A 25471-nucleotide genomic window follows, 5' to 3' on the forward strand; every position below is an offset into this window, starting at 1 on the left:
TGTGGGACCGTGCGATTGACAGACGAGCTCGGCGCCTGGGCGGCGCGACAGCGGTGGTATGCCGGCAAGAGTCACGAACCGCGGTTCCGCATCCTCGACGCGCAACCCGCCCCCGGCGGGGCGACGCGCTACCTCCTCATGGACGACGCCGGCGCACTGCCGACGCTCTACAACGTGCCGCTCGCCCGGGTGTCGGCTCCGGCGGACGGCGACGACGTGGTCGCCCGTGACGGCGACGACTACCTCGTCGACGCCGCGACGCACACCGGGTTCACCATCGGGACGCTGGCCGAGATGGGCGTGGACGTCTCGCGCGTGACCGACTCCCGCGTGCTGACGGGCGAGCAGTCGAACACCTCGATCGTCTACGACGTCGACGGCGAGCCGACGATCATCCTCAAGCTCTTCCGGACCCTCCACCACGGCGAGAACCCCGACGTGACCGTGCAGCGCGTGCTGAGCGACGCCGGCTCGCCCTTCGTCCCGCGTTTCTTCGGGAGCCTCGACGCCGAATGGCCCGACATCGGGCGCGACTCGGGTGCAGCCCGCGGCACGCTCGGGTTCGCCCAGGAGTTCCTCCGCGGCGTCCGCGACGGCTGGGCCGTAGCTCTCGAGGCCGCCCGCGAGGATCGCGACTTCACCGACGCGGCCCGTGATCTCGGCATCGCGGTCGCCGGCGTGCACGGCGCGCTCGGCGCAGCCCTCGATTCGACGGAGGCCGCGGCGGAGCAGGTCACGGCGACCGGAGCCGCATGGCGCCGACGGCTGTCGATCGCCGCCAACGAGGTTCCGGCCGTGGCCGATCGCGTGGACGCGATCGGAGCCGTGTACGACGCGGCTCTCGCACGCCCGTGGCCGCGGCTCCAGCGCATCCACGGCGACCTCCACCTCGGGCAGGTGCTGGCAGTTCCGGCCGGGGGCTGGCGCATCGTCGACTTCGAGGGCGAGCCGCTGCGGCCCATGGCCGAGCGCGCCATCCCCGATCTGCCGCCGCGAGATGTCGCCGGGATGCTGCGGTCGTTCGACTACGCCGGCGCGGTCGGCGACGGCCCCGACCCGATCGGATGGGCGTCGGCCTGCCGCGCAGCCTTCATCGAGGCCTACGGCGCCGCACCCGGCGCGATCGACCTCGACCCGGTGCTGCTGCGCGCTCTCGTGCTCGACAAGGCCGTGTACGAGTCCATCTACGAGGCGCGGAACCGACCGGACTGGCTACCCGTGCCGCTGGCCGGGATCGACGCCGCCCTGGCCTGAGCCGGGCTGCGGCGCCGCCCCCCGGCGGATGCGCCGATACGTTCGTCGGTCCGACGGTGCCCGTGTCTACCGAACGGCCCGCCGAGGCGACACCAGCACCACCGATCCGACGGATGTATCGCGGACTCAGTCCTCGACGGGCTCGGGAGCGCGGAGCACCAGGAACTTCGCGCCGTAGCCGGGCAGCGAGACGCTGAAGCTCTGCAGGTCGTCGACGCGCCCGATGGTCTCGCCCGACGCGGCGTCGTAGACCTCGCTGCGGGGTACGAGCTGCTCGGAGCGCACGGTGCCCTCCGTCGGCTCGGGCGAGAAGTTCAGCACCGTCACCTGCATCGCGGCGTCCGCGTGAGGATCGCCCTCGTCGAGCCGGTGCACGAGCACGAGCATCCCGGCATGGGCGACCTCGGGGATGTCGACCTGTGACGCGGTCGCGATGCCGTGCTCGCGGCGCAGGTCGAGGATGCCCGACAGCCGCGACGCGAACGAGTCCGGATCGTCGAGCTGCGCGGGCAGAGCTCCGTAGAGGGCGCGGCCGCGCGGCATCCCCGATGCCGAGCGCATGGCGGTCGGGTCGGCGTCGAGCAGGTCGTGCGCGCCCCGTTCGATCCAGCGGGTGTCCCCCGCGCCCAGCAGGTCGGCGACCTCGTCGGCGGGCACCGTCAGCATGCCGACGAGATCCCAGCCCGACAGGGCGAAGACCCCGGGCTGCCAGGCGTTGTACGCGCACAGCAGCAGGTGGGCGTCGCGGATGCCGGGAACGTCGGCGTCGGTGATGTCGTCGAGGCGCGCGATGCCGCGGGATGCCGCGATGAGCGACGTCGTCGTGCACGCGATGCCGTTCTGCGTGAACACGCGGTTGTAGTCGGCCGTGCCCGTGAGGTGCTCGGTGAGGTCGGCGCGGATCTCCTCCGCGAGCTCGCCGCCCGTGATGTCGCGTCCGCGGAAGCGGTACTCGTCGTCGCCGTGCCGCGTCGCCCAGTGCACGAGCTCGTAGGTGAGCTCGTCGTGGTTCTGCATGCCGTGCACGAGCTGCACCGGCGCGACGCCGAGCTCGAGCGACGAGGTCAGCGCGAGACGGAGGAACTCCGTCTGACCGGTCGCCAGGGCGTGGTGGTAGCCCGGGCGTCCGATGAAGTCGTACGAGAGATCGGCGCCCACCGCTCCGGTGTCGCGGATGTCCTCGATCGTCAGGTTCAGCTCCTGGAACGTGAAGCCGCCGACCTTGCGGACCATGCCCGCGATGATGTGGTTCGCCGCGTGCGAGAGGGGGTGCCCCTCCGACCATGCGGGAAGGCCCTCCGCGCTCTTCTCGACACCGAGGAAGCCGTTGGCGTCGAGGCGCAGCGCGCTGGTCCCGAGCTCGCCGAGCGAGTGGAGCGCGTCGCCGATCACCAGCCGCATGCCGGCGAAGGTCGGGTCGAGCCAGTTGATCGACGGCTGACCCTGCTTGAAGTAGTGCAGGTAGACCCAGCGCCGGGTCGCGCCGTCGGGGCCGATGACGGGCGCCGTGGCGCTCCAGTTCGTCTCCTTCACCCCCGGGGTGTAGAAAATGACCCGCTGCATCGCTCCGATGATGTAACCGCGTTCGGCGAGCTCGTGCTCGTTCGCGGGGTCGAGGTTGACGCTGTCGTATCCCTCGGGGACGTCGGGCAGCAGGTGCCAGTCCTCCGGCGGGATCTCGACCATGTGGTAGATCCCCGGGTAGTCCTTGAAGCCCATCTCGGCGAGGCGGAAGTCCGCCCCCTTGCCGGTGTGACCCGGCACGATGTCGTCGATCACGCTGCCGCCGTGCGCGTCGGCGACGTCGCAGAGGTTCCGGAACTCCTCCTCGGTGCCGAATGCGGGATCGATCGACGTGCTGATGCGGTCGAAGTGACCGTCGACGCTGGGCGTCTCGCGCCAGTCGGTGATGCCGCCGGCCCGCTTCACCGGGCCCGTGTGGATCGCGGTGATGCCGATGCGCTCGAACACCGACCACAGCGCGTCGTCGCCGAGGGCGGCGAGGAACGACTGCCCCGGGCGGGTGATGAGCGAGATCGGATAGGCGGTGAACCACACGTCCGTCGTCGAGATCGCCCGGCGCGCGTCAGGACGGGCGTATGGATTCCGCCACATGGCGGGCTGCCCCGACAGCTGACGCGCGAGCACGTCGGCATCCTTGAGCATCGACTGCCGCACGAGCCACTCGACATACGACGGGTTGCTGCCGTTCGCGGTCCGCGGGTCGGTCATGTTGCGGCGGACGCTGCCGCCGCGGAACTGGTCGCGCGGCCGCAGTCGCCGCGGGCGTGCCGGGTAGCGCTGTTCGTCGTAGCTGATCTCGGGAACTTCGAGATCGGTGTCTTCGCCGTCGGCGCCTGCCGCACCCGGGAGGGTGATCGGGGCGGTGTAGAGGTCCTCCGGCTGTTCGTCGTCGCGCGCCATGCCTCAACGCTAGGGGCGGCGCGGATCCGGCGGAAAGGGCTGGTGCCCGAGCGGGCGAAGCATTATGGGGTCCGCGCCCGACCGCGCCGCATCCGGAACACGGCCGCAACCGCCGTGAGCACGCCGGCAGCACCCGTGGCGATCCACAGCGCGCTCGACGCGAGAAGCGACGAGGCGAGGCCTCCCGCCACCGCCCCCGCGGCGACGGCCGCCCACATGAGCAGGTGACGGGACCAGCCCCAGCGGTCCCCGCCGCGCAGCGCCCGCACGACGCCCTGGCCGACCTTGACCAGCGCTCCAGTCATGTAGGTGACCCCGAACGCGACATCCTGTCGTTGCGCCAGCACGGTGTTGGCCGCCCCCATCCCGAACGCCAGCAGCGACCCGGCGACGGCGGGCGCGGTCGTGGGAGCCAGCGCGGCCGCGAGCGCCGCGGAGGCGGTGATGACGCCGAGGATGTGCACGGTGCGGTCGGATGCCGGCGAGGTGAGCGCGGTGCCCGCCATGACGCCCATGACGAACGCTGTGATGAGCGCAGCCGCGAGGCCCGCGGCCGACCAATCGACGTGCGCGAGGTCGACCGCCAGGCGGGTGGTGTTGCCGGTCATGAACGAGACGAAGTAGCCGCCCAGCAGGATGAAGCCGCAGCCGTCGAGGTACCCCGCGAGCGAGGCGAGAGCGACCGCGACGGCGAGACGACGCGCGCTGAGCTGACGGACCATGCCATCAGTCTCCTCCCCGCGCGGCATCGCCGGAGTCATGGGGAGAACTCCCCATGGCACCGAAGCCACGACCACGCATACGCTAGGCGGCGCGCAGGACGATGTTCACGGACAACAGGGGGACGACATGGCAGGCGACGGGGTAGAGATTCCGCTTGCATCGATGGAAGAGCTCAGCACGGCACTCGCGCTGATCATCGCCGAGTACGCGGACGCCGGGTCCGAGACGAACCTTCTCGAACAGGCGATCGACCGGCCGCGGGGGGACGGCACGCTCGCCGCAGCGGCCAGCGCCTTCGAGTCCGAATGGAACGACAAGCGGGAGACGCAGCGTCGTCACCTGGAAGAGATGAAGAAGCGAATCGACGACAGCCGCGAGGCATGGGCTGAGGTCGACCTCGAGCTCGCGGCGTCCCTGGAATCGAGCGAATGATGAGCCACGACGACTACCGCTACCAGTCCGAATCGATGCCGGCGACTCCCGGAGGCCGCCGACTCGAGAAAATCGCAGGCGCCCCGGGAAGCATCAAGACACGCGGCGAAGCGATCCAGGAGCTCGGCGACAAGATGGCGTCGGCCGCTCGCACGCTCGAGCTGTTCGCAGACGGAACCGTCGGCCGCGGCGACTCGTTCACCTCGATCCGCGATCAGGCGAAAGAGGTGCACGCAGATCTCTCCACGGCGGCGTCCCGCTACCGTCCCAGCGGGCAAGCGCTGGTCTGGTACGCCGGCGCCCTTGAAGAGGTGAAGTCCAGCACGGACACGCTGGTCGACAACGCCGCCGCGGCATGGGCGGAGGTCAACGCCGCCTCGCGGTCGCTGGAGAGCGCCGAAGGCGAGGTTCGCGACTACGAACGCGACGAGCGCAACGACGTCGAGCAACTCGGTCCGCGCCCGTCCACGGCAGGCGAGCAGGCTGCCTTCGACAACGCGCTCGATACTTTCGAGAGCTACTGGTCGCGTTACGACGCACCCGTCGAGTCGTGGGAAGCGGCGTATGACCGCGCCGTCGATCGTCTGGAGCGCGTGAACGAGGACGGCGTCTCCGACGGGTTCTGGGACAACGCCATGCCATTCATCGAGGGGATGCTGTTCGTCCTGGCGATCGTCGGCGTCATCCTCTTCGTCGTCGCACTGGTCGTCACGGGACCGTTGGCGGCGATCGCGGCAGCAGCGGCGGCCATCATCGGCGTGATCTCGCTCCTCGGCGAGCTTGCGCGGCTGCACACCGGGCGCGGCTCGTGGGGTGAAGTGGGGCTCGCGATCTTCGGGGTCCTCCCGTTCGGGAAGCTCGCGAAAGTGACGACCCTGTTCGATGCGGCCGGAGACGTCTCTCGGTTCACCCGGACGATGCGCCTCACGTTCTCGGAGTTCATCGATGCCCGCGCCGGCTTCGCACAGATCGACGACCTCCTGTTTCGCACCCGTTTGCCGGATGCATTCGCAAACCACGGCATGAACACCCGCAACATGTTCCGGCTGTTTCTCGGTCCGAAGGCGGCGTGGCAGACCATCGAGTGGACCGGCAACTGGGGTAACAGCCTCCGCAATCTCGGGGGTTTCGCGCCGGGGACGATGCCGTCGACCCTTGCCGAGGGCTTCTGGGGCTCGATGCAGGCTATCCAGCAATTCGCCGGCCTCGGACAGAATGCCAAGTCGGTGCTGGCGGGCCCGGCCCCGCAGGCTCGATAGGCTCGACCGCGTACCTCCGCCAGAAAGGTCATAGATGTCGCTCCGAGCCGAACTTGTCGGCGCGTCGCCACAGGTTCCGGGCTTCGCATTGGTGCTCCCGGGCGGGTGGGGCTCATTCGCGCCCAGTGGGGAAGAGCTGCGCGAGCGGGCCACGCGCTCACTGCGGGCCCTCCCGGGGGCGCAGCGAGCCGTGCTGGCGCCGCAGCTCGAGGAGCTGTTCGAGACCATGACGTCGTCTGCGGCCAAGGGGAACGTCATCCGCGTGTTCGCGCAGGTCGACGTCACTCCCGATGACTATCTGCCGCTATCGATCACCGCGTCACGGATGGACGCGCCGCTCGGCCGATCCATCATGGAGGTCGGCGCACAGCTGATCGCAGCTCGCGGGGCCGCCCCGCTCGGAGACATCGCCGGAATCCTGCATTGGCGTAGTAACGAGAACGTGACGGTGACGAACGGTCAGATATCCACGACCGCCCTGAATTACCTGCTACCCGTCCCCGACCAGCCGGCGCACGGTCTGCTCCTGCGTGCGGAGATGCTGGCGGCGGCAGATTCAGCTGCAGTCGACGAGGAGGGGATCTCCGCTATGACGGCCTTGAGTCATGCGATCGTCTCGACCGTGCGTTGGGAACGACGTGCCTGAGCTGTCGCTGTCGGCCGACAGCAGGATCTGGTCGGCTGTGCCTGATCGCGAGCATGCTCTGCCATGGCTCAACGATCTGTGCGAGGGGCGCGACGAGTCGGTCATCCGCGACATCCTCACGGCGGCCGAGCTGGCCGTCCTCACTCGCGAGGCTGCCCGGTCCGGCTCCGTCCTGCTGCTGTGCGAACCCGATGCCGGCCTCTACGCCGCGCTCACCCTGCTGGTCCCGGGACTGCCCGCCGTCACGCACGAGTCCGACGCGGTTCGAATCGCTCTGGCCGCCACCCCCTCGGCGTGGGAGCCCGTGGCGGTTCCCTTCGAGCTCCATGGGATGCCTGCCTGGCGGTTGACGATTGTCATCGACGATGGACCCAACGAGGGCGCACCACGCGTCATCCAGACCGTCCGGGCGATGTACATCTTCGCGCTCGGCGGGAGGCTCGCCGTCGCGCAGATGTCGCCCCTCCCGCCTGCTGCATCGGCTCTCGCGATGCCATTGGCCGAAGAGCTGCTCGCGAGCATCGAGGTGGCAGATGCCTGAATCTCGTCCCGATTCGTCTCCCAACGGCCTGGCCGGCCTGGACTTCGGCGCACGGCCCCACCAGCGCCTCACTCGGGCGGACGTCGACGCCGCGGTTCTGCGCTCGGCGGGCCTGGGCGACCTGGTCGACCGGCTCTGGCACGAGGGTGCCGCGGCCAGCAACGCCGCACGGCGCAGCGTCACAGCACATCTTCGTGAGCGCTTCGGCGCACGTGACCCGCACAGCGGAGTGATCCTGCGCGTCGTGTTCGTCTTGCTGCTGCTCTCGGTGCTGCCGATCGGCATGCTCAACGGCATCCGCCTCGGAATCGAGAACACGGTGGTTCCCGGCGGGATCGTCAGCGTCGTCGTGGGGATCGGGGCTCTGGCGGCCGTGGCGGCTGCCGGTGGCCGACCGCTCGGGCGACCGGTCGCTCTGCAGAGCACGTTGCTCGCAGTCCTCGTGATCGCCGCCGCGGCCGTGGCCTGGGTGGTAACCGACGGGGGCATCCGGATGCTCTATCTTCTGGGCGCTGTGCTCGCAGCGATCGCAGCGATCGTCGTCCGGCTCATGAGGGCACGCGGTGGCTCGATGACCACAGACATCGACAACGGGGTCGAGTTGGCGCACTTGGACGTGGCAGCCGAGATCGCCGTCGAGCGCGATCGGATGACGGCCAAGCTGATGCGCGATCTCGACGGGCGCACGGATGTGGCCGAGTTGGTCAGGCGGCGCAGCGCCGCGATCGACGAACTCCGCTCACGCGGCGGAGCGATGGAGGCTGACGAGCCGGACACTCCTCCCGGCGGGTTCATCATCCACGAGCAGACGATGCTGTGGCTTCCGGTGAGCCAGCGCCAGTAAGCGTCAGCGAAAGGCGCGGATCATCCACCGCATCCTTGCTCGCGAAGCCACGCGCGCGCCTCGTCCTCTGACGCGGATGCCGTCGCCGGCTGGTCCGGGTCGATGCTTCGCTCGTCGTGGTTGCGACCGGTCCGGTCGACGTAAGCACTCTCCGTGAGCACGAGCGTGGCCCCGTCGTAGAGCGTCGTGCTCGCATTCGCCGACGTGTAGCCTGCGCTGGGCGTGCCGAACGTGCGGACACCGTCGACTCCGCGGAAGGATGCGAGCACGGACTCGCCGCTCGATGCCGTTCTGTCGTCCTGCAGCACCGCGACGGGCACTCCGGTCGCCTTCGCTCGGTCGCCGACGTCCACGAAGACGTTCTCGCCCAGTGCCACCCCGTTCGGCCGCACCGTCACGACGGCGTCACTGCCGTGCCGGTCGCGGAACGACAGCGCCGGCCCGTCAGGAAGCAGCGCCGTCACCCCCGAGAGCATCGGATACATGTTGCCGCCGACGTTGCCGCGAAGGTCCACGAGCCAACCGCACGTGCCCGCCGCAGCCCGGTCGATCCCGTCTGCGACGGTGATCGCGTACGCGTCCTGGTCGTCCGCATCCGTGGAGAGCATCTCCGGCAGCACGACCGTGGTGATGCCGCCCTCGGAACTCACCGTCGGCGCCGGCACGGACGCGGTCGCCTCGGCGGATCGCTCCTCGCCCGAGGGGATGAAGCGCGAGTGCGGCCCGCCGGCGACCGCGACCGCCTCCCCGAGAGCGGGATACAGCTCGGCGTACGTTGAAGCATGCGCCGCGGCCTCGAGGAGCGCGGCGCGAACCGGCGGCCACTCGGCGCTGTCGGTGTGATACCCACGGTCGAGGCGCTCGACGGCGATCTCCGCGTACTTCTGCACCGACGGAGGAACCAGGTAGACGCCGAACCGGGGGCCGTAGACGTCGAGTGCGAAGACGCCGACGACTGTCACCGCCGCGAGCGCACCCACCGCGACGGTCGCGCCGACCAGACGCCGCCGACGACGGCGGCTCTTCCGCTCCGGACCTGCTGCTGTCATGTTTCTCGACCGTGGCACTCACCGATCGTCTCGATCTCGCAGCCTCGGCACATCGCCACTGCGATGTAGCCGCGCCAGCGGATGTCATTCCCGAGGAGGAGATCCGCGATCAGTCGGTGACGGCGAGCACCACCTGAGCGAAGGCGTACGCAGCACCGCCGACGGGCGGCGAGGGGTGGAGCAGCAGGTCCTGGCTGCGAGGCCCCCCGACCGGTAGAACAGAGGCCGCACCGCGTGACCGGGAAGGCGAACGACACATGATCGATCGAGACACGCTCGCCGCATTCCTGAGGATGCGGCGAGAGGCGCTGCAGCCCTCGGATGTCGGGCTGCAGCGGGGCGAGCGCCGCCGGACTCCGGGGCTGCGCCGCGAGGAGGTCGCCGCCCTCTGCAACATGTCGACGGACTACTACGCCCGTCTCGAGCGCGGCAACGGGCCCCGCCCGTCGGAGCAGATGCTCGCCGCGATCGCACAGGGGCTGCATCTGACGCTCGGCGAGCGCGACCACCTCTTCCGACTTGCCGGACACGCGCCGCCCCCTCGCGGGCCCGCGAGCGATCACGTCAGCCCGGGTCTGCTGCGCATCCTCGATCGGCTGCACGACACTCCGGCGGAGATCGTGACAGAGCTCGGCGAGACCCTGCGCCAGACGCCGCTGAGCATCGCTCTCGTCGGCGATGCGACCCGGCACACGGGAGATGCCCGCAGCCTCGGCTACCGCTGGTTCACCGACCCGTCGGCGCGAGAGTCGTACGACGCGGCGGAGCATCAGGTCCTCTCCCGGGTGTACGCGGGAGGTCTGCGCGAGATCGTGGCACTGCGCGGCCCGTCGTCGCGCGCGGCCGCGCTGGCGGCGTCGCTCAGAGAACGCAGCGCGGAGTTCCGCTCTCTCTGGGATGCCCAGCAGGTCGGCATCGCTCCGCCCGAGGTCAAGCGGTTCCGGCATCCGGAGGTCGGCGCGCTCGAGCTGCAGTGTCAGACCCTCCTCGACCCCGATCAGTCGCACCGCCTGCTCGTCTACACCGCGGCGCCCGGGAGCGAGAGTCACGACAAGCTGCAGCTGCTGGCCGTCATCGGCGCCGGCGCAGGGGCGACCTGACGATCAGTGGATGAGCCGGCTCTGGATGCCGCCGCGCGCCGCGATCAGCATGGGACGAGCGGACCGCCCGGTCCGCGCGAACGACGGAGGAACCATGACCCGCGGCACCGCTCCCCTCTCCGACCTGCATGGACGGTTCGCCGTCGTCACCGGCGCGACCGACGGCATCGGCCGGGTGATCGCGACACGGCTGGCGGCCGCCGGAGCGACCGTCGTCCTGCCGGCACGGTCCCCCGCCAAAGCCGAGGCAGCCCTCGACGGCATCCGCCGTGCCGTGCCGGGCGCCGAGGTCACGACGCGTCCGCTCGATCTCGCCTCGCTCGACTCGGTCGCCGCGTTCACGCGCGACCTCGTGGCGGCGGGCCGACCCGTCGATCTGCTCGTCAACAACGCCGGTGTGATGCACCCCGGCTCACGGCGACCCACCGCGGAAGGCTTCGAGCTGCAATGGGGCGTGAACCACCTCGGCCACGTGGCGCTCACCCTCGGACTGCTGCCATTGCTGCGCGCCGGCGGAGCGCGCGTGACGCACCAGACGAGCGTCGCGGCCCGCTCGGGCGGGCTGAACTGGGACGACCTCGACTGGCGGCGCGGCTACGACGACATGGCCGCGTACCGGCAGTCGAAGATCGCCGTCGCCCTCTTCGCCCGCGAGCTCGACGCGCGCAGCCGCGCCGGCGGATGGGGCGTGTCGAGCAACATCGCACACCCCGGCGTCAGCCCGACGAATCTGCTCGCGGCGCAGCCCGGGATCGGCCGGGCGAAGGCGTCTCCGGGCCGGGCGCTGATCGTCGCGCTCTCGCGCGTGGGGCTCGCCGGCACCGTGCCGGGCGCGGCGGAGCCCGCCCGGCACCGTGCCGGGCGCGGCGGAGCCCGCGCTGGTCGCGGCAGCCGGCCCCGATTCCCGCGGCGACGAGTTCTACGGCCCACGTCGCGTCATCGCGGGTGCACCGCGTCGCCAGGAGTTCTGGGCGCCGTTCCGCGACCTCACCGACGGACCGCGTCTTTGGGATGCCTCGCTCGAGATGATCGGCGAGCGGTTCGCGATCTGAGCGGGACGGGCGCGGGGTGGCCATGGGCGACGGGCGGTCTCGGCTACTCCGCCGGCGGTTCCCCTTCACCGCACGCAGAGACGCCCAGCAGGGAGACGACCGTGCGGCCGTCCAGATCGATCACCTGGACATCGAGGATCATGCCGCTGGAGTGCTTCAATGCGATGGCAGGCACCGATACCTCGACCGTCTCGAACTCGCGGAACCCGTCACCCAGACGATCCGGGAGCGCTTCGATGAAGGCCGATCCGTTGAACCCCGCTTCGGGGGCAACGGTCCAGCGCGTCGAGTAGTAGAAGGAGTTTTCGGCGCACTCCAGGTAGGGCGAGTTGGACGGCAGGACCTCCGGGACCCCGCCGGGAACCTCATCCGCGACGCGCTGCATCATCGCGTCCGTATCAGCACGCACCTCATCGATCGTCGGCCCACTTGCCATCACGCACCCCGTCATCGTCGTTGCAGCCAAAATGAGGATCGCCGTGGCCGCGACATTCTTGAGCCCTCTCAACGCCCCGCCGCTTCCGCGAGGACCGGGAAGCCCGCGGTTCACCCCGGCAGCTCACCTCTTGCACATGGAGCGATCGCGTAGACGTCAACGACCTCGGCCCCATCGACGCCGGCGACGATGACATCCAGGATGATCCCGCTCGCATGGTTCAGAGCGACCGCCGGGAACGAAATGTCGACGACCTTCTCGTCGACGACGAAATCTTCGCCCAGACGGTCGGGGAGGTCGCGAACGAAATCCGCACCATCGAAGGGCCGGTCTGGCGTCACCCCCCACCGGGCGCTGTAGATGTATGCGCCTTCTCCGCAGGCCAGGTAGGGCGATTCTGCGGAGAAATCCTCGATCGTGCCGCCTGGAACTTCATCAGCGATCGTTTGCATCACCGTCTCGGTCATTGCGCGTGCCTCGTCGAGTGTCATCTGCTCTCCTGATGTACAGCCCGTTATGAGCAGCGCTGTCAGGATCCCGAGGGCAACTCCGACGGCCCGACGGCGGCTCATCGTGTTAGCTCGTACAAGATTCGGTTGACCTCACGGCGCGTGCGCGGATTGAGCTGCGCGTCTGTTGACAATAGCCAGTTATGTTGTTCGATGGGATCCCCCGCGGTTATCCCGGAATCGAGCTCAGTGATGCCATTCTCATGCGATGGGGCGATGGCATACCCCAGCGGGCCGACTTGCACGCCGTCGAGATAACGGTTGACGTCATGGGGGCCTTGAATGGCGTAGTACTCAGTGCCGTCGCGGGCTTCCCAACCCTCCAGCATCCCGATCCCACCTAGCAGCACGCGTGCCTGAAAATCGGCGCCCGCAGATTCCGCCGCACCGCCGATGGCGGTCCCGAAGGAGTGCTCTAGCGACATCAACGGCGTGTCGCCCACGACGACGTCGAGCTCGTTCTCGAAAGCTGCGTACCGACTGCCGAGAGGAAGCGCCCAGAAGTTCACCTGTGGTCCCTGCGTGACAATTGTCTCGGGCGCGAGGTGGGGGAAGAATCCCTGCTTCAGAACGAATCCGGCGACATCAACCCCGATGGGCCCCTCGTCAACAACCAGCTCGGTGAGCGCGGTGATCCCTTCCTCACCAGTGGAGGAGTAGAAGCTCTCCATCGTCGTGTTGGTCCCGGGCATGAAACTCATGATGACATCCGCTTTCCCGACGTCACCGAACATCTCGATGATCTGCTGCCGGTCCCGGTCGTAGTGGTAGAGCGACACGTCTCCTGCCACCACGCGCTCGAGGTAGGCGATCTCGGAGTCAAGAGCGGCAAGGCGATCAACGTACTGCTGCTCGTTGAACTGGTGGATGATCTGCCTCAACAACCACGGGTCGGCCAGCCTGGAGAGAGGGCTAAGGATCGGCGGCCCCTCACCGGTGAGCAGGGTTCGCTCCCGCAGGAGGCCCTCCAGATTCGCCGCGGCCACGAGACGATTCGCCGCTTCGCGAACGACAGCCGGGATGCCACCGAGGGTTCCGATCAACTCGGGGATACCGTTCACCAGCAGGGTCCGGGTTCCGTCGACGAGCGCGCCCCACCAGGTCGCGACCTCCGCCGGAGGGACACTGCGGATCAGGTCGAGGACTTCCGGGTGCACGGCGACGAGCGCCCGAAGGTCCGCCTCCGACAGCGACGCGACCAGCGTCAGCAGCCCGCCGCGTGGGATAGCCGCAGCACCCCCGCGAGCGAACACTCCCAGCGCGCCTCGAACGTCTCGGGATGACAGCGCGGACATCAGCGCGTCGTCGGCCGCGGCACGCCTCTCGCACAGCGCATCCCATTCCGCCTCCACGGCGTCGAGAGCATCCCGGGCGTCGCCGAGCTCGATCTCCAACGCACGAGCGCGAGCAACAGGCTCGGGAAACGAGACGTAATTGTTCGACGACTCCGCCCGCGCAACCCGCAGCTGGCCACGGAGCTCCTCGCGCTCATCCGCGACAACAGCGCGGCGCCGGGCGAGCGAGTCCTGCTCGTCCTTGATCGCGCGAACCACCTCCGCATATCCCCTCAGCGCACCGGCCGCGGCGCTCATGCCCGTCGCCAGCACCAGCAGATCGGGCTCCACCGCCGCCACCTGGCGCTGGAAAGCATCGTGAGCTTCGCCCGACCACGAACCGGATGCCGCCTCCGCTGCGGAACGAACGCTCGTCTGCGACGAACGGATGCTCTCTGCCCGCTCTCCCCAGTCGTCGGCCATGGCAGCCATCGCGGAAGGGTCGCCGGCGCCAGGGTCATTCCGGGCGACCATCAGTACGCCATGACTCCGTCGAGCTGAGTGAACTCGTTCGCCGATGCCTCCGGGCGCCGACCAACGGTCACCAACGTCTCGCTCGCGACCGCCGCACGAATGCTGTGCTCGGTAGCGACATCCTGCAGAACAGACGCGACCTCGTTCGACCCGATCACGCTCTCGCTGACGTATCCGAGCTCGCCGGAGTTCCTCACAGCGCGGCCCGCCGCACCGATCGTGGTTGCCGACGAGCGAAGCGTGTCGAAATGCACGGAAACGTCGGTCATGCCACCCTCCTCAAGGCATGGCCAGCCTATGAGCGCAGTCGAAGAAGCGAATCGCCCAAACGGATGAGAATTCCTCGGCCAAGGCTCGCCAGCGCGAACGCAGAAGCCCCGGTCGCAGCTGGTGCTGCGGGTGTACCTGACCCTAGCCGGATCGGTTCAGCCTCCCGCAGGCGGCTCGTCGCGAGTTTGGCGTCGGTGCAGGGAGGAAAGGATGACGAAGAGAACCGCCCCTCCACCGACGCCGCCGATCAGCCCTGACCAGAACTCCTGCCCCAGAGCAATCGCCCAGATCATACGAACAAGTCCGAGGACCACGACCAGCAGGAATGCCGCAATCAGGAGTTGGAATCGCCTGCCCAGTTTCGACGCGCGTGCCCGCACGGATCGACTCCGCCAGACGAGTTCAGGCGTCGCAGTCGTCGCGCCTCATCCTCTAGCTCCAGGGTTCCCAGCGTGTTGAGCGCCTCCACAGTGGGATGCTGCAACAGCAGGCCCTCTCGAGCGCGCTGCCGGAGCTCGTCGTCGATCTCGTCAGCGACCCGAAGGCAGCGAACGCCCACGAGACGAGCATTCCGACAGTCAGTGCCGCGCTGGCCGCCGAGCCTATGCACGGTCGCGGCCCTACCCCGATGATGGGTTCGGAGGCGCATCGAACTATGGAAACACCTCAGCCACCGACGGATCCTGCAGCTCGTCGGCGAAACCACCAGCTCATGATCGCGGGCGTTCTCTGCTACCCCGTGGCGGGACTGTTGCTGCTACATGCGCTCGGCGAGCCCGGCGCCCCGTTGCCCTGGGTACTCCTGGGGCTGTGGGTAGCTCTCGCAGGTGCTGCGAACGTGTTCGCCTGGAAGCGTTACTACAAGCGATACCCGCCGCAGCCATGGCCGGGCTCGCCGCAGAACCGCGGCTGACAGCACGACCCAGATCCGCACCAAGACCGCACCACACACGCCCCACACATGCAGAAAACCCCCGGGTAACCGGGGGTTTTCACTGGCGGTGACGGTGGGATTTGAACCCATTTCGGCGGCCTCGCAAGGATGCCACTTTCGCGATTTCTGCTCGTTTTCGTGCACATCTGCGCGGGCAAGCTCACACTTACGCACGGGCATCCACACCTAAAAGTGCACCAAAATGCACCACGAGCCGCACTCCATCGGAGTCGTCAGTCAGCTCGCGATAGCCGCTCCGCACGCCTGTGCGTCAACGCGGCGGTGACGTTGTCGAGGTCATCCGGAAAGAGGGCTGCGTACGTGTCCAGCGTCACCTTCGCGGACTTGTGCCCGAGCATGCGCTGCACGACCTTGACATTGGCCCCCGCGCTGATGGCGAGAGACGCAGCGGTGTGACGCAGATCGTGCGGGGTCACACGACGAAAGGTGGGATCGGCGTCCATGCAACGACGCACCGCGCCGGCGAACCACCCGCTGTAGGTGTTTCCGGGCCGGAGGTACGACCCGTTGGGCCCCTCCCAGAGCCGACTGTCGGGGCTCTTGCCTCTGCAGGCACGTTCGATGGCGCCATCTAGGAAATCTGGATAGGCGACTAAGCGCCTTTCGTGCGACTTCACCGACCCCAGATGATGCGTGCCGTTGACGTCCGCCACAGCTTCCCGGATGTGAGCTCGGCGGCGCTGACGATCGACGTTTCGCACCCGGAGCGCTGTGGCCTCGCCCCATCTCAGTCCCGTGTAGGCGAGGAAACGGATCAGGTCTGGATAGCGGGATGCGAGCGCGAGCTCTTCGACCTGCGCGTGGTCGAGAAACACCTCGTCCGGGATGGGCTTCCTCTTGATCGTGAGTCCACGAGCAGGATTCTTGAGCACCCTGTTGTCTTCGATGGCGTCGTCGAAGATGCCGGCGACCAGGTCGCGTGCTCGCGCGACGGTGGTGTGAGAGCGCGTGCGGCCGAGATCGGTCAGCCATGCCTCAACCTCGCGCCGTGTGACCGCGCCAACGGCGTAATGGCCCCACCGTGGGAGAACGTGCACGCGCCATGCACTGTCCACTGAATGATGCGAACTGACCGTCACCTTGGCCTTATGCCGCGCAAGCCACTCGGCGCCGAGCTCAGCGACGGTCGCTTTCGCGTCGGCGCGGTCGATGTACCCGCCCCGGAGCTTGGCGACTTCGACGGAAGCGAGGTGTGCTTCAGCATCGCGCTTGAGTTTGAAGCCGCGATCATGACCCCGTGAGCCATCGGGCTTGCGGTACCAGACCTCGTAGAGCCGGCCCTTGTTCTTCGTGGCGTACGCCCTGATCGTTCCCACGTCAGCAGGCTTCTTCCGCCGTGCTCGCATGCTCTTGGGCGAGAAGCCAGGCATCCACTGCCTCGGGCCGGTAACGCACCGAACGTCCGATTCGGATGTATCTGGGACCACGGCCGGTGATACGCCACTCGCTGAGGTTGCGCTCGGTGGTGCCAAGTCGATCGGCAAGCGTGTCCGGCCGGATCAGAGCGTCGAGCAGTTCAGAGCTGGCGACAGCCTCGACCAAACTGCGCACGGGCATAGTGGTGGATGTAGACAAAGGGACATCTCCTCATGGTGTGAGGAGTGCTTCCGACGGGTCCCTTGCCCATCGTTGTGCCCCGTTACGACTGTTTGGTCGTGACGCGGGAGTGTCTCCGCGCCGAGCTAGCCGTCATCGCGACAACACTCAGTTTTCGATTAGACCCACATGCTCCCACGTACTACCGACATCTCACACTCGGGCATCTCAGCACAGAGGTTGATGCCACCACGGCGCGCGCTTGCCGAACCGCTGATCGCACCAAGTTCGAGTTGAGGTGGGCCTGATCGTCGTTCCGAGAGGACCGCATCAGGTGTCACTGGCGCGGCGCGGGGGCGCGCGAGACCGCAAAAAGACGGGTGCGGCGCGAAGAAGGAGCGAGACCCCCTGATCGACCTGTGGGGGGGGTGTGCATCCCCAAGCCGGCAGGTTCATCACCGAAGGGCTCGGTTAGGAACCGTGCCTCGAGCGGCACGCCAACCTCCAGCTCACATACGCGGCAGGAGCGGCGGCAATGATTCCGGTAAAGATTCGCGCGTCGAATCCGAGGCGCGTGTTCGACCCGGCCCCGAGGCGGTTGCTCGAACAAGCGGTGCGGCATGACGATCTGCGACCGGTCGAGAAGGGGTTGCTCACCCGCGGGACGGAGTCAGCGGAACCCCAGAGACACGCAGGGTGATGGGCTCGGCGCCGAGCTGGGTGATCGCGACGACGGACTCGGGCACATGGTTGACAACGACTGATTCGCGCCGTCTGTGTCGAAGTGCTAAGTCGCGCGAGGCGCAGGAGGCAACATCGCGCGATCTTTTCGGGACGCCCCCTCCGGAGTTGGCGGCGCTCGCTCGTCGGCGCGTGGCGGCAGCGCGACGGGCCACACGAGCAAGACGCCAACGATCTCACAGGGGTCCGACCTTTGCGACGTACTTCGCCGCCGTCCGATCGCGCTCGCGAGGCATCACGAGATCGGGACCCCTCCTCGCTGCGGCGCGAAGCGACGCAGCGGTCGAAGCGCCGTCTCCTCCGCGCATCCTCCGCGGCATCGCCGCACCGTCTCTCCCGCGTCCGCGAAGGACGCGGTCAGCCGCCGTCTGACGCATCGGAGCAGCGCGGAGATGCGTCAGCGGCGGGAGCACCCGAAGACGCCCGGTGGGGCGTCAGAGGGCGAGGAGCGACAGCTTCGAGTGAGGGCCCGAGACGCGCCAGCGGTGAGGGTGAGGAAGACCAGGAGACCGAGCGAAGCGACAGTCTCAGGGGCTTCCGAAGAGGTGTCGGCTGTGCCGACCGCAGGGCAAGTTTCGACCGAGCGCAGCGAAGGGTGAAACGCAGCCCGGCGTCACCTCCCCTTATGCTCTTTTTCTTCTCTCCCTCGCATCCGAAGCTTCAGCGCCGGATCGAGGTCATTTCTGCTGCTGCATCAGCGGTTTCGTTTGAGTCATCATCCCTGGAAACAGGCTGAGTCAGAGCGCAGCGGCGACTCGGGCTGTTGACAAGGGCGTCAGAAACCGTTGAAAAGACGGGGTCCGGCTGTTAACAAGACTCCAGCCTCATCGGCGTCTTGTTAACAGCTTCGAGCGAAGCGACGCAGAGGGCGGCATCGCCCTCTGACTCAGACCCCGTCGCGGCCGCGGGCACGCGGTCGCTTTCGCCTCGCATCAGCGCAGGTCGGAGCATCGCTCAGACCTCTTCGGTACGCGCTCTCACACTCTCTGTTGGACGCGGCAGCTCGCCAGAGATGACGTGGCCACCAGGTCTCGCGACAGCCGCTGCAGGCGGCGCTGGGGGGGCCTTCTTTCGCCTCATCGGCCGCGACTGTGGAGCGGCCAGGACACCACCGTGGTGGTCACAGAACCGGTCGCCGAGCACCGTCACGACAGCGGGCGCGCGCAGCGCCTGGGTGCCCCGATGCGCCGAGTATCGACGCTCGGCATCCACCCCCGGCCCGGAGGCGTTGTCACCTCGCAGCCCCTCGCGGCCGGCCCAGTCACCGTCTCGACCCGTCGCATGATCGACTTCTCAACTGGCACCGGCTTTGGCCCCATTGACGCCCAGTTGAGAAGTCAGGACGTCGCTCTCTCACCATCGGAGACCGGGATTCATCGCCGAGCCCCGCTCGGTGATGAGACTGCGCGACCATGCCTCCGGGGCGGAGCCCCCGGGGAAGGCCTTCGCCTCCATCTGGCTCCGCCGGCTGATCTGTTCCGTGGTCGGCAGCACGGCTGCCGGAAGCCCACCGACCGCGCACTCCACCGGACGCTGGATCAGCTGCTCCACCGTCCCCGAGGAGATCTCGTCGGAGGGGGAGGGAAGCGGCCCGTCAGCCCTGGCGAGACTGTCGCCATTGAGGCCCCGAGCAGCCCTCAGGCCTTTGCTGCGAGTGGAAAGGTGGCGACGCGAACTCGGACACTCCGGAGGCGGAGAAAGCGCAGCGAACGCAGCCGGAGGGTGGAAGCGGGCGCGGCGACGCAGCTCCAGTCACTAGGGGCTTCGTAGGTCGCCCCCATCGCTTCACGCCCCCGACCCTTCAGCCCCTCACCCCTGCTCCAGCATCAGCTTCCGGGGCCGGAAACCGTGACCAGTTGCCGGTCACCCGCCGCCCACGGTCAGCCCAGCTATGTCCGCGGCGTGACCGGATGGTGGGCATCGGCGGGGCGGCGACCAGCGGGAGCGTCCGGAAGTCATCGCTTCGCGGGGCGAATCGATGCGGTGGCCGTCTCGTGACCAGACGCGGGACCGATAGCGCCCAGCGGAAACCCACCCGCTGACCGCCGGGTCCTCATCGCGTCGCTGCGGGCCGTGGGCGGGGCAGCGGGTGGCCACGAGGCGGGCAAGCCTGGGCCACCGGGCGGCCGTCGCGAAAGAAGAAGCCCCCGGCCGCAGCTGGTGCTGCGCCGGGGGCGGATCGAGGGGCTGAGCAGGCGGTCAGCTCCGTGTCGGGCCGGCAGGAGCCCAAGCGGTCATCTCGCTCTCGTGGATGACGCCCTCGCGACCATCGTTGTACCTGACCCACGCGCGGCGCTTGCCCCGCCAGCCTGTGGTCGCGAGGATCAGCACACCTTCGTGCTCGGGCGAATCAGTCTCGTCCTGGCTTCTGAGCCTCAGGTCAACCGTGCACCCCGTAGCCGAGGCGAGGGAGCGATAGGGGCGATGTCGAGGCATGGCCTCTTCCTATCGGACACCACCGTCGTCAGACCGTGCTGCTGATTCAAGAAAGCAAGGACCCCCGCCACCCGAAGGTGACGAGGGTTCTTCCGCGGGAGCGTCAGTAGCCGCGATCGGCGGCGACCATGAGCGCCCGGGTGAGCAGCCAGGGGGCGGAGGCGTACAGCCCCGAGTTGGGTAAGCCGTTGAGCTCGACGACGACGGGGAGCTGGCGTTCGGCATCGAGGGCGACGTCGATCACCACGGTGCCGCCGTGCTCTTCTGCTGCTCGCCGGTCGAGCTCGAGGGGACTCTCCGCGCGAACTCCCGGGCTGAGCGAGCGACGCCCGCTTCCGCGAACGGTGCGCGATGAATCTCTCGCCGGGCCGTGCGGCTTTGAGCCCCGACCGTGCAACCATGCGCAAGTCCCTGTGCCTCACGGCGATGAGCGCGCGTGCGGCGCGAGGCCTCGGTTGCGTCAGGTCGCCACGCATGGCTGGGGGAACTCTCGAAGGTAGTACCCGCACCGCAGACGGGGAAGACGCCTCGAGCGCCGCCAGGCCTTTGACCCAATCGATACGAAGCTGTGACCGATGCGGTTTCTGCTCGTTCTTGAGCGCAATCGGCAACTCACGGCGCATCAGCACCGCCGAACTGATGAAGCAACGAGACGTTGAGGCGGTACCACTAGACCTACCCTCTTGCGGCGGCGGCGGCCGCCGCAATCGCATGGCACCACGACTTGGAGTCTCAATGACACGCACACAAACACTCCCCTTCACACCCGCTCAGCTACGCAGCTCGGCCCTTCTCGTGCCCTTGAGGGAAGCGCAGGCGTACGTCCGATTTCATCCTGACGGCCCGCTCGTGCCAAGAGCGACGTTCGAACAGCAGGCACTCGAAGGACGCATCTTGAAAGAGATGCGTTACCTCCTCCGTATTGATCAACCCGAGTACCCGAGCGAGTACCGCATGGTTCCACTGGAGATTGAGGCCGGACGCAATTACCTCACCCTCGTCGTTGGCCAACGCCAGCTGGCCAGCGAACTGTGTGCGCTCCTACCAGCCTGGAACTCAGACGAGGGGCTCGACGTGGGCATCCCGTTTCTTCGCGCTCGTGAGAATGCCAGCCACACTGGGGTCACCCTGTTTCGGCTCGGTGTCGATGCAGAAGTGACCTTCGTTGGCATCTCGATGTCAGCGCTCGAGGCGGAACGCGAGACCTTCCTGCGTTGCGGCGATCTCGTAGGCGCCCGCTGCGGAGACCCGGTGCTCGGCCGCGAACTTGACGCCCCTCCTCGAAATAAGGCGGAGTTCATCGCTCTCAGCGCAGTGGTACGCAGACTCGGCCTCTTCCTTTCCGTCAACCCCTTCGTGATCGAGACATGGACGACTCCCGACATATTGCACGTGGAGCTGACTGTCCCCGCACACGAGCCCATGCCGCTCTCAAGGCTCCTCGAGCATCTCCAATCGCCGTACTTTGCGCCGCGGTTCACGCTCACCCGAGAATTCGGTAACCACTACCTCTTCAGTATCGAAGGCTCGACAGCGCAAGTGAATGTGCGGACTCATCCTTGATTGACTGAACCAGAACGGACTACCCACCACTAAGGCTCCACATCACCGCCTCAGCTCAAATCGGTCACAACCAAAGAGGCGCGTTCGGTCACGAGTCAGACGCGGGCGCTGTGCGCAGGCTTAATACTGACCACCGCTCCATTCGCTGGGTGCTGGCTCCAATAGCGACGAGAAGATCTGGCCCTGCGTTGATCTCCAGTGGCATCTTCGCGCGAGCGAGGCGATCTCCCCGGTAGAAGAGTTCGAAGCTGCTCGTGCCCGCGGGGAGCTGATTGAAGGCGATCTCGTTAGGCGGCATCTCCGAGCGGAACGCCATACCCCATGGAACCTCGACTGCCGTCGCGGGTTCGTTGGCGTCTCCGTAGAGCGCCGCATATCGCCCGGATTGAGTAGACGAGGCTAGGCAGACGATGACGTTGTCTGATGCCAGTTGGTCTAGGTCGATGTCGTCGAAGGCATGCATCGAGGCGCTCGCGATCCGTTCCCGCACGTACTCAGCGACGGCCCGCGCGCCGGTCCACGTGCGATCGATGTTCAAGCTGAGGGACTCAGAGCGTGCGAGGGGTGTCTGCGGTGCGCCGCTACTGCCCACGTCCCAGTTGATAAGGTCTACAGGAGTGTCGTCTCGCGTTTGGCGCAGAAGCTCCGCAGCGATTCGATCGCCCGCCGGCATGGAATAGCCGATGATCGTCAGCCGCGAGGCGCGTTGGATGGCTTCATAGGCTTCTCGCCATAGCGTGTGCACGAGCGTGACGTTGTAGTAACTGTCCTTGCTCGTGACGGGCGGGATCAGAAAGCGATCGAGGTTACGTGTGCCCGTCAGATCTGACCGTCTCCGCTGCAGCGCTTGACCGAGCACTGCAGCGTCATTCACACGAGTGAGTGTGGCCTCGTTTCCCTGCGCCCAGTACCAGTTGAGCGACCCGTGCATTTTGAGGATCTGGAGCGAACCATCGTAGGCGGCACCCTCGTCGCCCCACGATGTTGGCGTCGCACTCGGTGCGGGGTAAACGGTCTGCGTGCCCTGCACGATGTACGGGCGTCCATCTCCTTGGAATCCAACGGCTGGTCGGTAGGTTGTCAGCGCTCGCTCGACCAAGAGGTCGTAGTTGAAGGTGATGATGACCGCTCGCTCCGCATGCCACAACGCGATCAGCTGCAGCAGCCATCCTGGCGCTGCATCTCTGCTGGCATGATCGACGCGCTGTTCCAACTCGGCTGCGATGGCGGCGGTTACCTGCTCCGCTGAAGCGCGCCGTCTAGTGTTCGCATGTCCCTCCAAGAAGGGCAGCGGTGTGGAGAGGAGGGTGAGCCAGTCTTCGAACGAGGACCCCTCTTCCATCGGAGGGAGGTCGTCGCCGATGGTGTGCCTGACGGCCCGTCCGAGTTCGTCTGTGAGCGGCATGCTCTGGTGAACTGCACGGGAGAACCCAGCACCTAGGACGTACACCGGGCGTGAGGGCTCAGATGTATCCACCTCGTCATTCTCGCGCTCGTCCCTCACGACGCGCCAGCCGGAAGCGCTCGTCGTCGGTGCGTGATCTGGCTGGATGGCCCCACGCGTCACAGGTGACCGTTAGTCTCTCGCCATGGAGTGGAAGTGGGATGTCGAGAAGCCTCTCGGCCGCGGCGGCTTTGGTCATGTGTACGAAGCCTGGGGGCCGTCGGGACCCGGTGCTGCGAAGGTAGTGAAGAAGGCCACCGGGGGCGATCGCGAACAGTTGGTGGTGTCCGGCCTGCCACATTCGCGTCACATCATCCCCGTGCTGCAGGTGGAAGAGACAGAGGACTCATGGGTTCTGTTCATGCCTCGCGCCGAACTTTCACTGAGAGATCGAATGTTCAAACCAGTCTCAGTGCCGGAAGCGATCACGATCCTCAAAGACATTGCACAGGGGCTGGCTGAGGTCGCGACAGCAGTTGTTCACCGCGACCTGAAACCGGAGAACATCCTGTTCCTAGACGGGGCGTGGGCCCTCTGCGACTTCGGGATCGCAAGGTATATCGAAGCCACGACCGCTCCGGATACGCTGAAGGACTCGATGACCGCGCCCTACGCGGCCCCTGAGCAATGGCGCTTCGAGCGCGCTACTTCCGCGACAGATGTGTATGCGTTTGGGATCATCGCGTACGAGCTCCTGTCGGGGCATCGCCCCTTCACTGGTACCCGAGAGCAGATACGGATGGGGCATCTAACCGAGGTCGCGCCGATGCTTGAGGGTCCGCGGAAACTGGCTTGGCTTGTCAACGAGTGCCTCGGGAAGGCGCCTGAGGCGCGGCCTTCAGCGGCCAACATAACAGCCCGCCTCGCCCGTGTGGGAACCGAGGCCACCTCGCCCGCAGCTCAGGCGCTTGGGCAAGCGCAATCTTCCCTTCTCGCCGAAAGGGCAGAAGCTGAGGCCGCCGCCGCGGTGGCGCGGACCGAAGCGGAACGTCGGGAAAACTTGGTTTCGGCGGCAAGGTCGGGCTATGAGGCAGTTATCGAAGAGGTAGTCGAGTTCATCCGTGACAGCGCGCCCGACACAAGCGCTGAACGGCGCGGGGGTGGCGTCGCTCTGACGCTGGGCGGCGCCCAGTTGCGAATCACCCCGCTGCAGCCTGTTGGGTCCTCTGGAGGGACGCTGGATGTCGTTGCAGCTTCGAGCATTGAGCTTTCTGCCAGAGGCAGATCTCGTGGCCACTCGCTCTACTTCGGAGACTTCGACGAGCCTCACCACTACGTCTGGTACGAGATGGGGTTCATGCAGGGTTGGGGCGCAGACTTCGACAACGAACCTAGAGCGCTGCCTGGGCCAGAAGGGCTCTCTATTCTGACCAGCCGCGCGGTTGGTGGCGGCCAACTGGGCTGGGGCATCTCCCCCCTCGACCCGGGCGACCCCGAAGACTTCGTGCAGAGGTGGGCTACCTGGTTCGGATTGGCAGCGCAAGGCAAGTTTCCGAGGTTGTCCAGTCTCCCGGACGGTCGTACGACGTACCCCCGCCGCCGCTACTGACGGTGCGACCCTACGCACGGGTTAGCGGCGTCCGCCAGAAACGATCGTTTGCGGCAGGGTGCCGGTCAGTCTTCGATGCTCGCAATGTGTACATCGAGCGCGGCAAGCTCGTCTCTCGTCTTCTGGCGCTCGGCCGGGGACGAGCGGAGCATCTGCGTCGAGAGTACGGCCTCAGCAGGTACCTCAGCGGGGCTGAACGCTTCTTGCACGGTCGTTCTCACCTCGTCGCGTCCACTCGGGGTCGTGGAACAGATCTGAATGAACTCATCAAGACGAGCCGACACCGCGACGTCGGCCGCGATGATCTCCCGTCGAGCGAGCATCATCATCATCACTCGATCCTCTGTCATCGCGGCAACCCTACTCACGAGCCTTCGATTTCCGGCTCAGCCCCATCCCACTTCAAGGGGTCCGTACTTGACCCGCGATATTCGCACTTATCCGCACTATTCGAACGTACGCGCTCGGAGTCAGGGCTTTGGGGAGGCGTCAGCGCACAATCACGCTCGCGCAGCGCCCGGTCACTCGTCGATGTCGCCGGCGATGAAGACCACGACAGCACGCGCTACAGCATCGTGACGATCTTCACGGATCGCTGTGATCGGCGTCGCCCCATTCAACAGAGGGTTGCCTCCAATGAACCACTGGCGGGCAACCTGGTCGCCATCGGCTGCGGCGAGTAGCGCCCACTGGCGGTGAGCGAACTGCAATCGGTTCGCGAACTGACCTCGGGGCTCGGGGCCACCCGGCTTAGCCCAGCGACGCGGGAGCTCGCGATCCTTCGAGCCGGAAAGCGCGGCCACGAGCGTCGAGCCGAGAGTAGCGTTCAGCGCGCGAACGATGTCGTGTATGTCCATCTCGGTGGTGCGTTCGCGTTGAGCGGTCACTGTCGATGCCGTC

24 protein-coding genes are annotated in these 25471 nt (G+C 67.2%); 12 read left to right on the forward strand and 12 right to left on the reverse strand.

Going from position 1 to position 25471, the window contains the following annotated elements; all coding sequences use genetic code 11:
• Positions 1-9 precede the first annotated feature (9 nt).
• Positions 10-1254 carry a maltokinase N-terminal cap-like domain-containing protein gene (locus tag VC184_RS14455; RefSeq protein ID WP_274179288.1) on the forward strand — a complete coding sequence of 415 codons (1245 nt, stop codon included), beginning with the start codon at positions 10-12 and terminating at the stop codon, positions 1252-1254.
• A gap of 126 nt (positions 1255-1380) precedes the next feature.
• Here VC184_RS14455 and treS read toward each other — a convergent pair whose 3' ends face one another.
• Both treS and VC184_RS14465 read right to left on the reverse strand, forming a co-directional pair.
• Positions 1381-3678, reverse strand: a complete 2298-nt coding sequence (gene treS / locus VC184_RS14460; RefSeq protein WP_323986716.1) for a maltose alpha-D-glucosyltransferase — start codon at positions 3676-3678, stop codon at positions 1381-1383.
• A gap of 62 nt (positions 3679-3740) precedes the next feature.
• Positions 3741-4400, reverse strand: a complete 660-nt coding sequence (locus VC184_RS14465) for a YoaK family protein (protein ID WP_323986717.1) — start codon at positions 4398-4400, stop codon at positions 3741-3743.
• Between VC184_RS14465 and VC184_RS14470 the strand changes: the two genes are divergently transcribed.
• From VC184_RS14470 to VC184_RS14490, 5 genes are read left to right on the forward strand one after another with little or no spacing between them, the layout of a single operon-like run.
• The gene (locus VC184_RS14470) at positions 4399-4833 is read left to right on the forward strand and encodes a hypothetical protein (protein ID WP_323986718.1); all 435 of its coding nucleotides are present in this window, start codon (positions 4399-4401) and stop codon (positions 4831-4833) included. The genes VC184_RS14465 and VC184_RS14470 overlap by 2 nt on opposite strands.
• A complete protein-coding gene (locus tag VC184_RS14475) occupies positions 4830-6092 on the forward strand; it encodes a hypothetical protein (RefSeq protein WP_323986719.1) in 1263 nt (420 codons plus the stop codon). The genes VC184_RS14470 and VC184_RS14475 overlap by 4 nt, the downstream gene beginning before the upstream one ends.
• 34 nt (positions 6093-6126) lie before the next feature.
• On the forward strand, positions 6127-6738 hold the full coding sequence (locus tag VC184_RS14480; protein ID WP_274179293.1) for a hypothetical protein: 612 nt from the start codon (positions 6127-6129) through the stop codon (positions 6736-6738).
• Positions 6731-7279, forward strand: a complete 549-nt coding sequence (locus VC184_RS14485; protein ID WP_323986720.1) for a hypothetical protein — start codon at positions 6731-6733, stop codon at positions 7277-7279. The genes VC184_RS14480 and VC184_RS14485 overlap by 8 nt, the downstream gene beginning before the upstream one ends.
• Positions 7272-8123: a hypothetical protein gene (locus VC184_RS14490; protein ID WP_323986721.1), complete on the forward strand. Its 852-nt coding sequence runs from the start codon at positions 7272-7274 to the stop codon at positions 8121-8123. Before VC184_RS14485 ends, VC184_RS14490 begins: the two co-directional genes overlap by 8 nt.
• Positions 8124-8143: 20 nt before the next feature.
• On the opposite strand, the gene VC184_RS14495 is transcribed toward VC184_RS14490, so the two are convergent.
• Positions 8144-9172 (reverse strand): S41 family peptidase, encoded by a 1029-nt coding sequence (locus VC184_RS14495; protein ID WP_323986722.1) that lies wholly within the window; start codon positions 9170-9172, stop codon positions 8144-8146.
• An 11-nt stretch (positions 9173-9183) separates the two neighbouring features.
• Here VC184_RS14495 and VC184_RS14500 point away from each other — a divergent pair, with 11 nt between their 5' ends.
• The 3 genes from VC184_RS14500 to VC184_RS14510 all read left to right on the forward strand — a co-directional run bounded on the left by VC184_RS14500 (position 9184) and on the right by VC184_RS14510 (position 11617).
• Positions 9184-9309, forward strand: a complete 126-nt coding sequence (locus VC184_RS14500; RefSeq protein WP_323986723.1) for a hypothetical protein — start codon at positions 9184-9186, stop codon at positions 9307-9309.
• Positions 9310-9429: 120 nt separating this feature from the next.
• On the forward strand, positions 9430-10272 hold the full coding sequence (locus tag VC184_RS14505; RefSeq protein WP_323986724.1) for a helix-turn-helix transcriptional regulator: 843 nt from the start codon (positions 9430-9432) through the stop codon (positions 10270-10272).
• Positions 10273-10282: 10 nt separating this feature from the next.
• Positions 10283-11617 carry an SDR family oxidoreductase gene (locus tag VC184_RS14510; RefSeq protein ID WP_323986725.1) on the forward strand — a complete coding sequence of 445 codons (1335 nt, stop codon included), beginning with the start codon at positions 10283-10285 and terminating at the stop codon, positions 11615-11617.
• A gap of 253 nt (positions 11618-11870) precedes the next feature.
• Here the strand turns inward: VC184_RS14510 and VC184_RS14515 are convergent, their stop codons facing one another.
• The 3 genes from VC184_RS14515 to VC184_RS14525 form a co-directional block, all read right to left on the reverse strand.
• A complete protein-coding gene (locus VC184_RS14515) occupies positions 11871-12251 on the reverse strand; it encodes a DUF2267 domain-containing protein (RefSeq protein WP_274179305.1) in 381 nt (126 codons plus the stop codon).
• A gap of 77 nt (positions 12252-12328) precedes the next feature.
• A complete protein-coding gene (locus VC184_RS14520) occupies positions 12329-14035 on the reverse strand; it encodes a hypothetical protein (RefSeq protein WP_323986726.1) in 1707 nt (568 codons plus the stop codon).
• Between the two features lie 41 nt (positions 14036-14076).
• Positions 14077-14346, reverse strand: coding sequence for a hypothetical protein (locus VC184_RS14525; protein ID WP_282501629.1), 270 nt, complete (start codon positions 14344-14346; stop codon positions 14077-14079).
• A gap of 476 nt (positions 14347-14822) precedes the next feature.
• Between VC184_RS14525 and VC184_RS14530 the strand changes: the two genes are divergently transcribed.
• Positions 14823-15260, forward strand: coding sequence for a hypothetical protein (locus VC184_RS14530; RefSeq protein WP_323986727.1), 438 nt, complete (start codon positions 14823-14825; stop codon positions 15258-15260).
• A 254-nt stretch (positions 15261-15514) separates the two neighbouring features.
• Here the strand turns inward: VC184_RS14530 and VC184_RS14535 are convergent, their stop codons facing one another.
• From VC184_RS14535 to VC184_RS14545, 3 genes are all read right to left on the reverse strand, one after another.
• Positions 15515-16672 carry a tyrosine-type recombinase/integrase gene (locus VC184_RS14535; protein ID WP_323986728.1) on the reverse strand — a complete coding sequence of 386 codons (1158 nt, stop codon included), beginning with the start codon at positions 16670-16672 and terminating at the stop codon, positions 15515-15517.
• Complete coding sequence (locus VC184_RS14540) at positions 16620-16859, reverse strand: helix-turn-helix transcriptional regulator (RefSeq protein ID WP_323986729.1); 240 nt, start codon at positions 16857-16859, stop codon at positions 16620-16622. The genes VC184_RS14535 and VC184_RS14540 overlap by 53 nt, the downstream gene beginning before the upstream one ends.
• 3259 nt (positions 16860-20118) lie before the next feature.
• Positions 20119-20262, reverse strand: coding sequence for a hypothetical protein (locus VC184_RS14545; protein ID WP_323986730.1), 144 nt, complete (start codon positions 20260-20262; stop codon positions 20119-20121).
• A 488-nt stretch (positions 20263-20750) separates the two neighbouring features.
• On the opposite strand from VC184_RS14545, the gene VC184_RS14550 reads away from it, so the two are divergent.
• The gene (locus VC184_RS14550; protein WP_323986731.1) at positions 20751-21578 is read left to right on the forward strand and encodes a hypothetical protein; all 828 of its coding nucleotides are present in this window, start codon (positions 20751-20753) and stop codon (positions 21576-21578) included.
• Between the two features lie 88 nt (positions 21579-21666).
• On the opposite strand, the gene VC184_RS14555 is transcribed toward VC184_RS14550, so the two are convergent.
• The gene (locus VC184_RS14555; protein WP_323986732.1) at positions 21667-22983 is read right to left on the reverse strand and encodes an SIR2 family protein; all 1317 of its coding nucleotides are present in this window, start codon (positions 22981-22983) and stop codon (positions 21667-21669) included.
• 184 nt (positions 22984-23167) lie between these two features.
• Between VC184_RS14555 and VC184_RS14560 the strand changes: the two genes are divergently transcribed.
• Complete coding sequence (locus VC184_RS14560) at positions 23168-24571, forward strand: serine/threonine-protein kinase (RefSeq protein ID WP_323986733.1); 1404 nt, start codon at positions 23168-23170, stop codon at positions 24569-24571.
• Positions 24572-24636: 65 nt separating this feature from the next.
• Here VC184_RS14560 and VC184_RS14565 read toward each other — a convergent pair whose 3' ends face one another.
• Both VC184_RS14565 and VC184_RS14570 read right to left on the reverse strand, forming a co-directional pair.
• Positions 24637-24903, reverse strand: coding sequence for a hypothetical protein (locus VC184_RS14565; RefSeq protein WP_323986734.1), 267 nt, complete (start codon positions 24901-24903; stop codon positions 24637-24639).
• A 189-nt stretch (positions 24904-25092) separates the two neighbouring features.
• Positions 25093-25458 (reverse strand): hypothetical protein, encoded by a 366-nt coding sequence (locus tag VC184_RS14570; protein WP_323986735.1) that lies wholly within the window; start codon positions 25456-25458, stop codon positions 25093-25095.
• Between the last annotated feature and the right edge of the window lie 13 nt (positions 25459-25471).

This window comes from Microbacterium plantarum, from assembly GCF_035231185.1.
Taxonomy (GTDB): Bacteria; Actinomycetota; Actinomycetes; order Actinomycetales; family Microbacteriaceae; genus Microbacterium; species Microbacterium plantarum.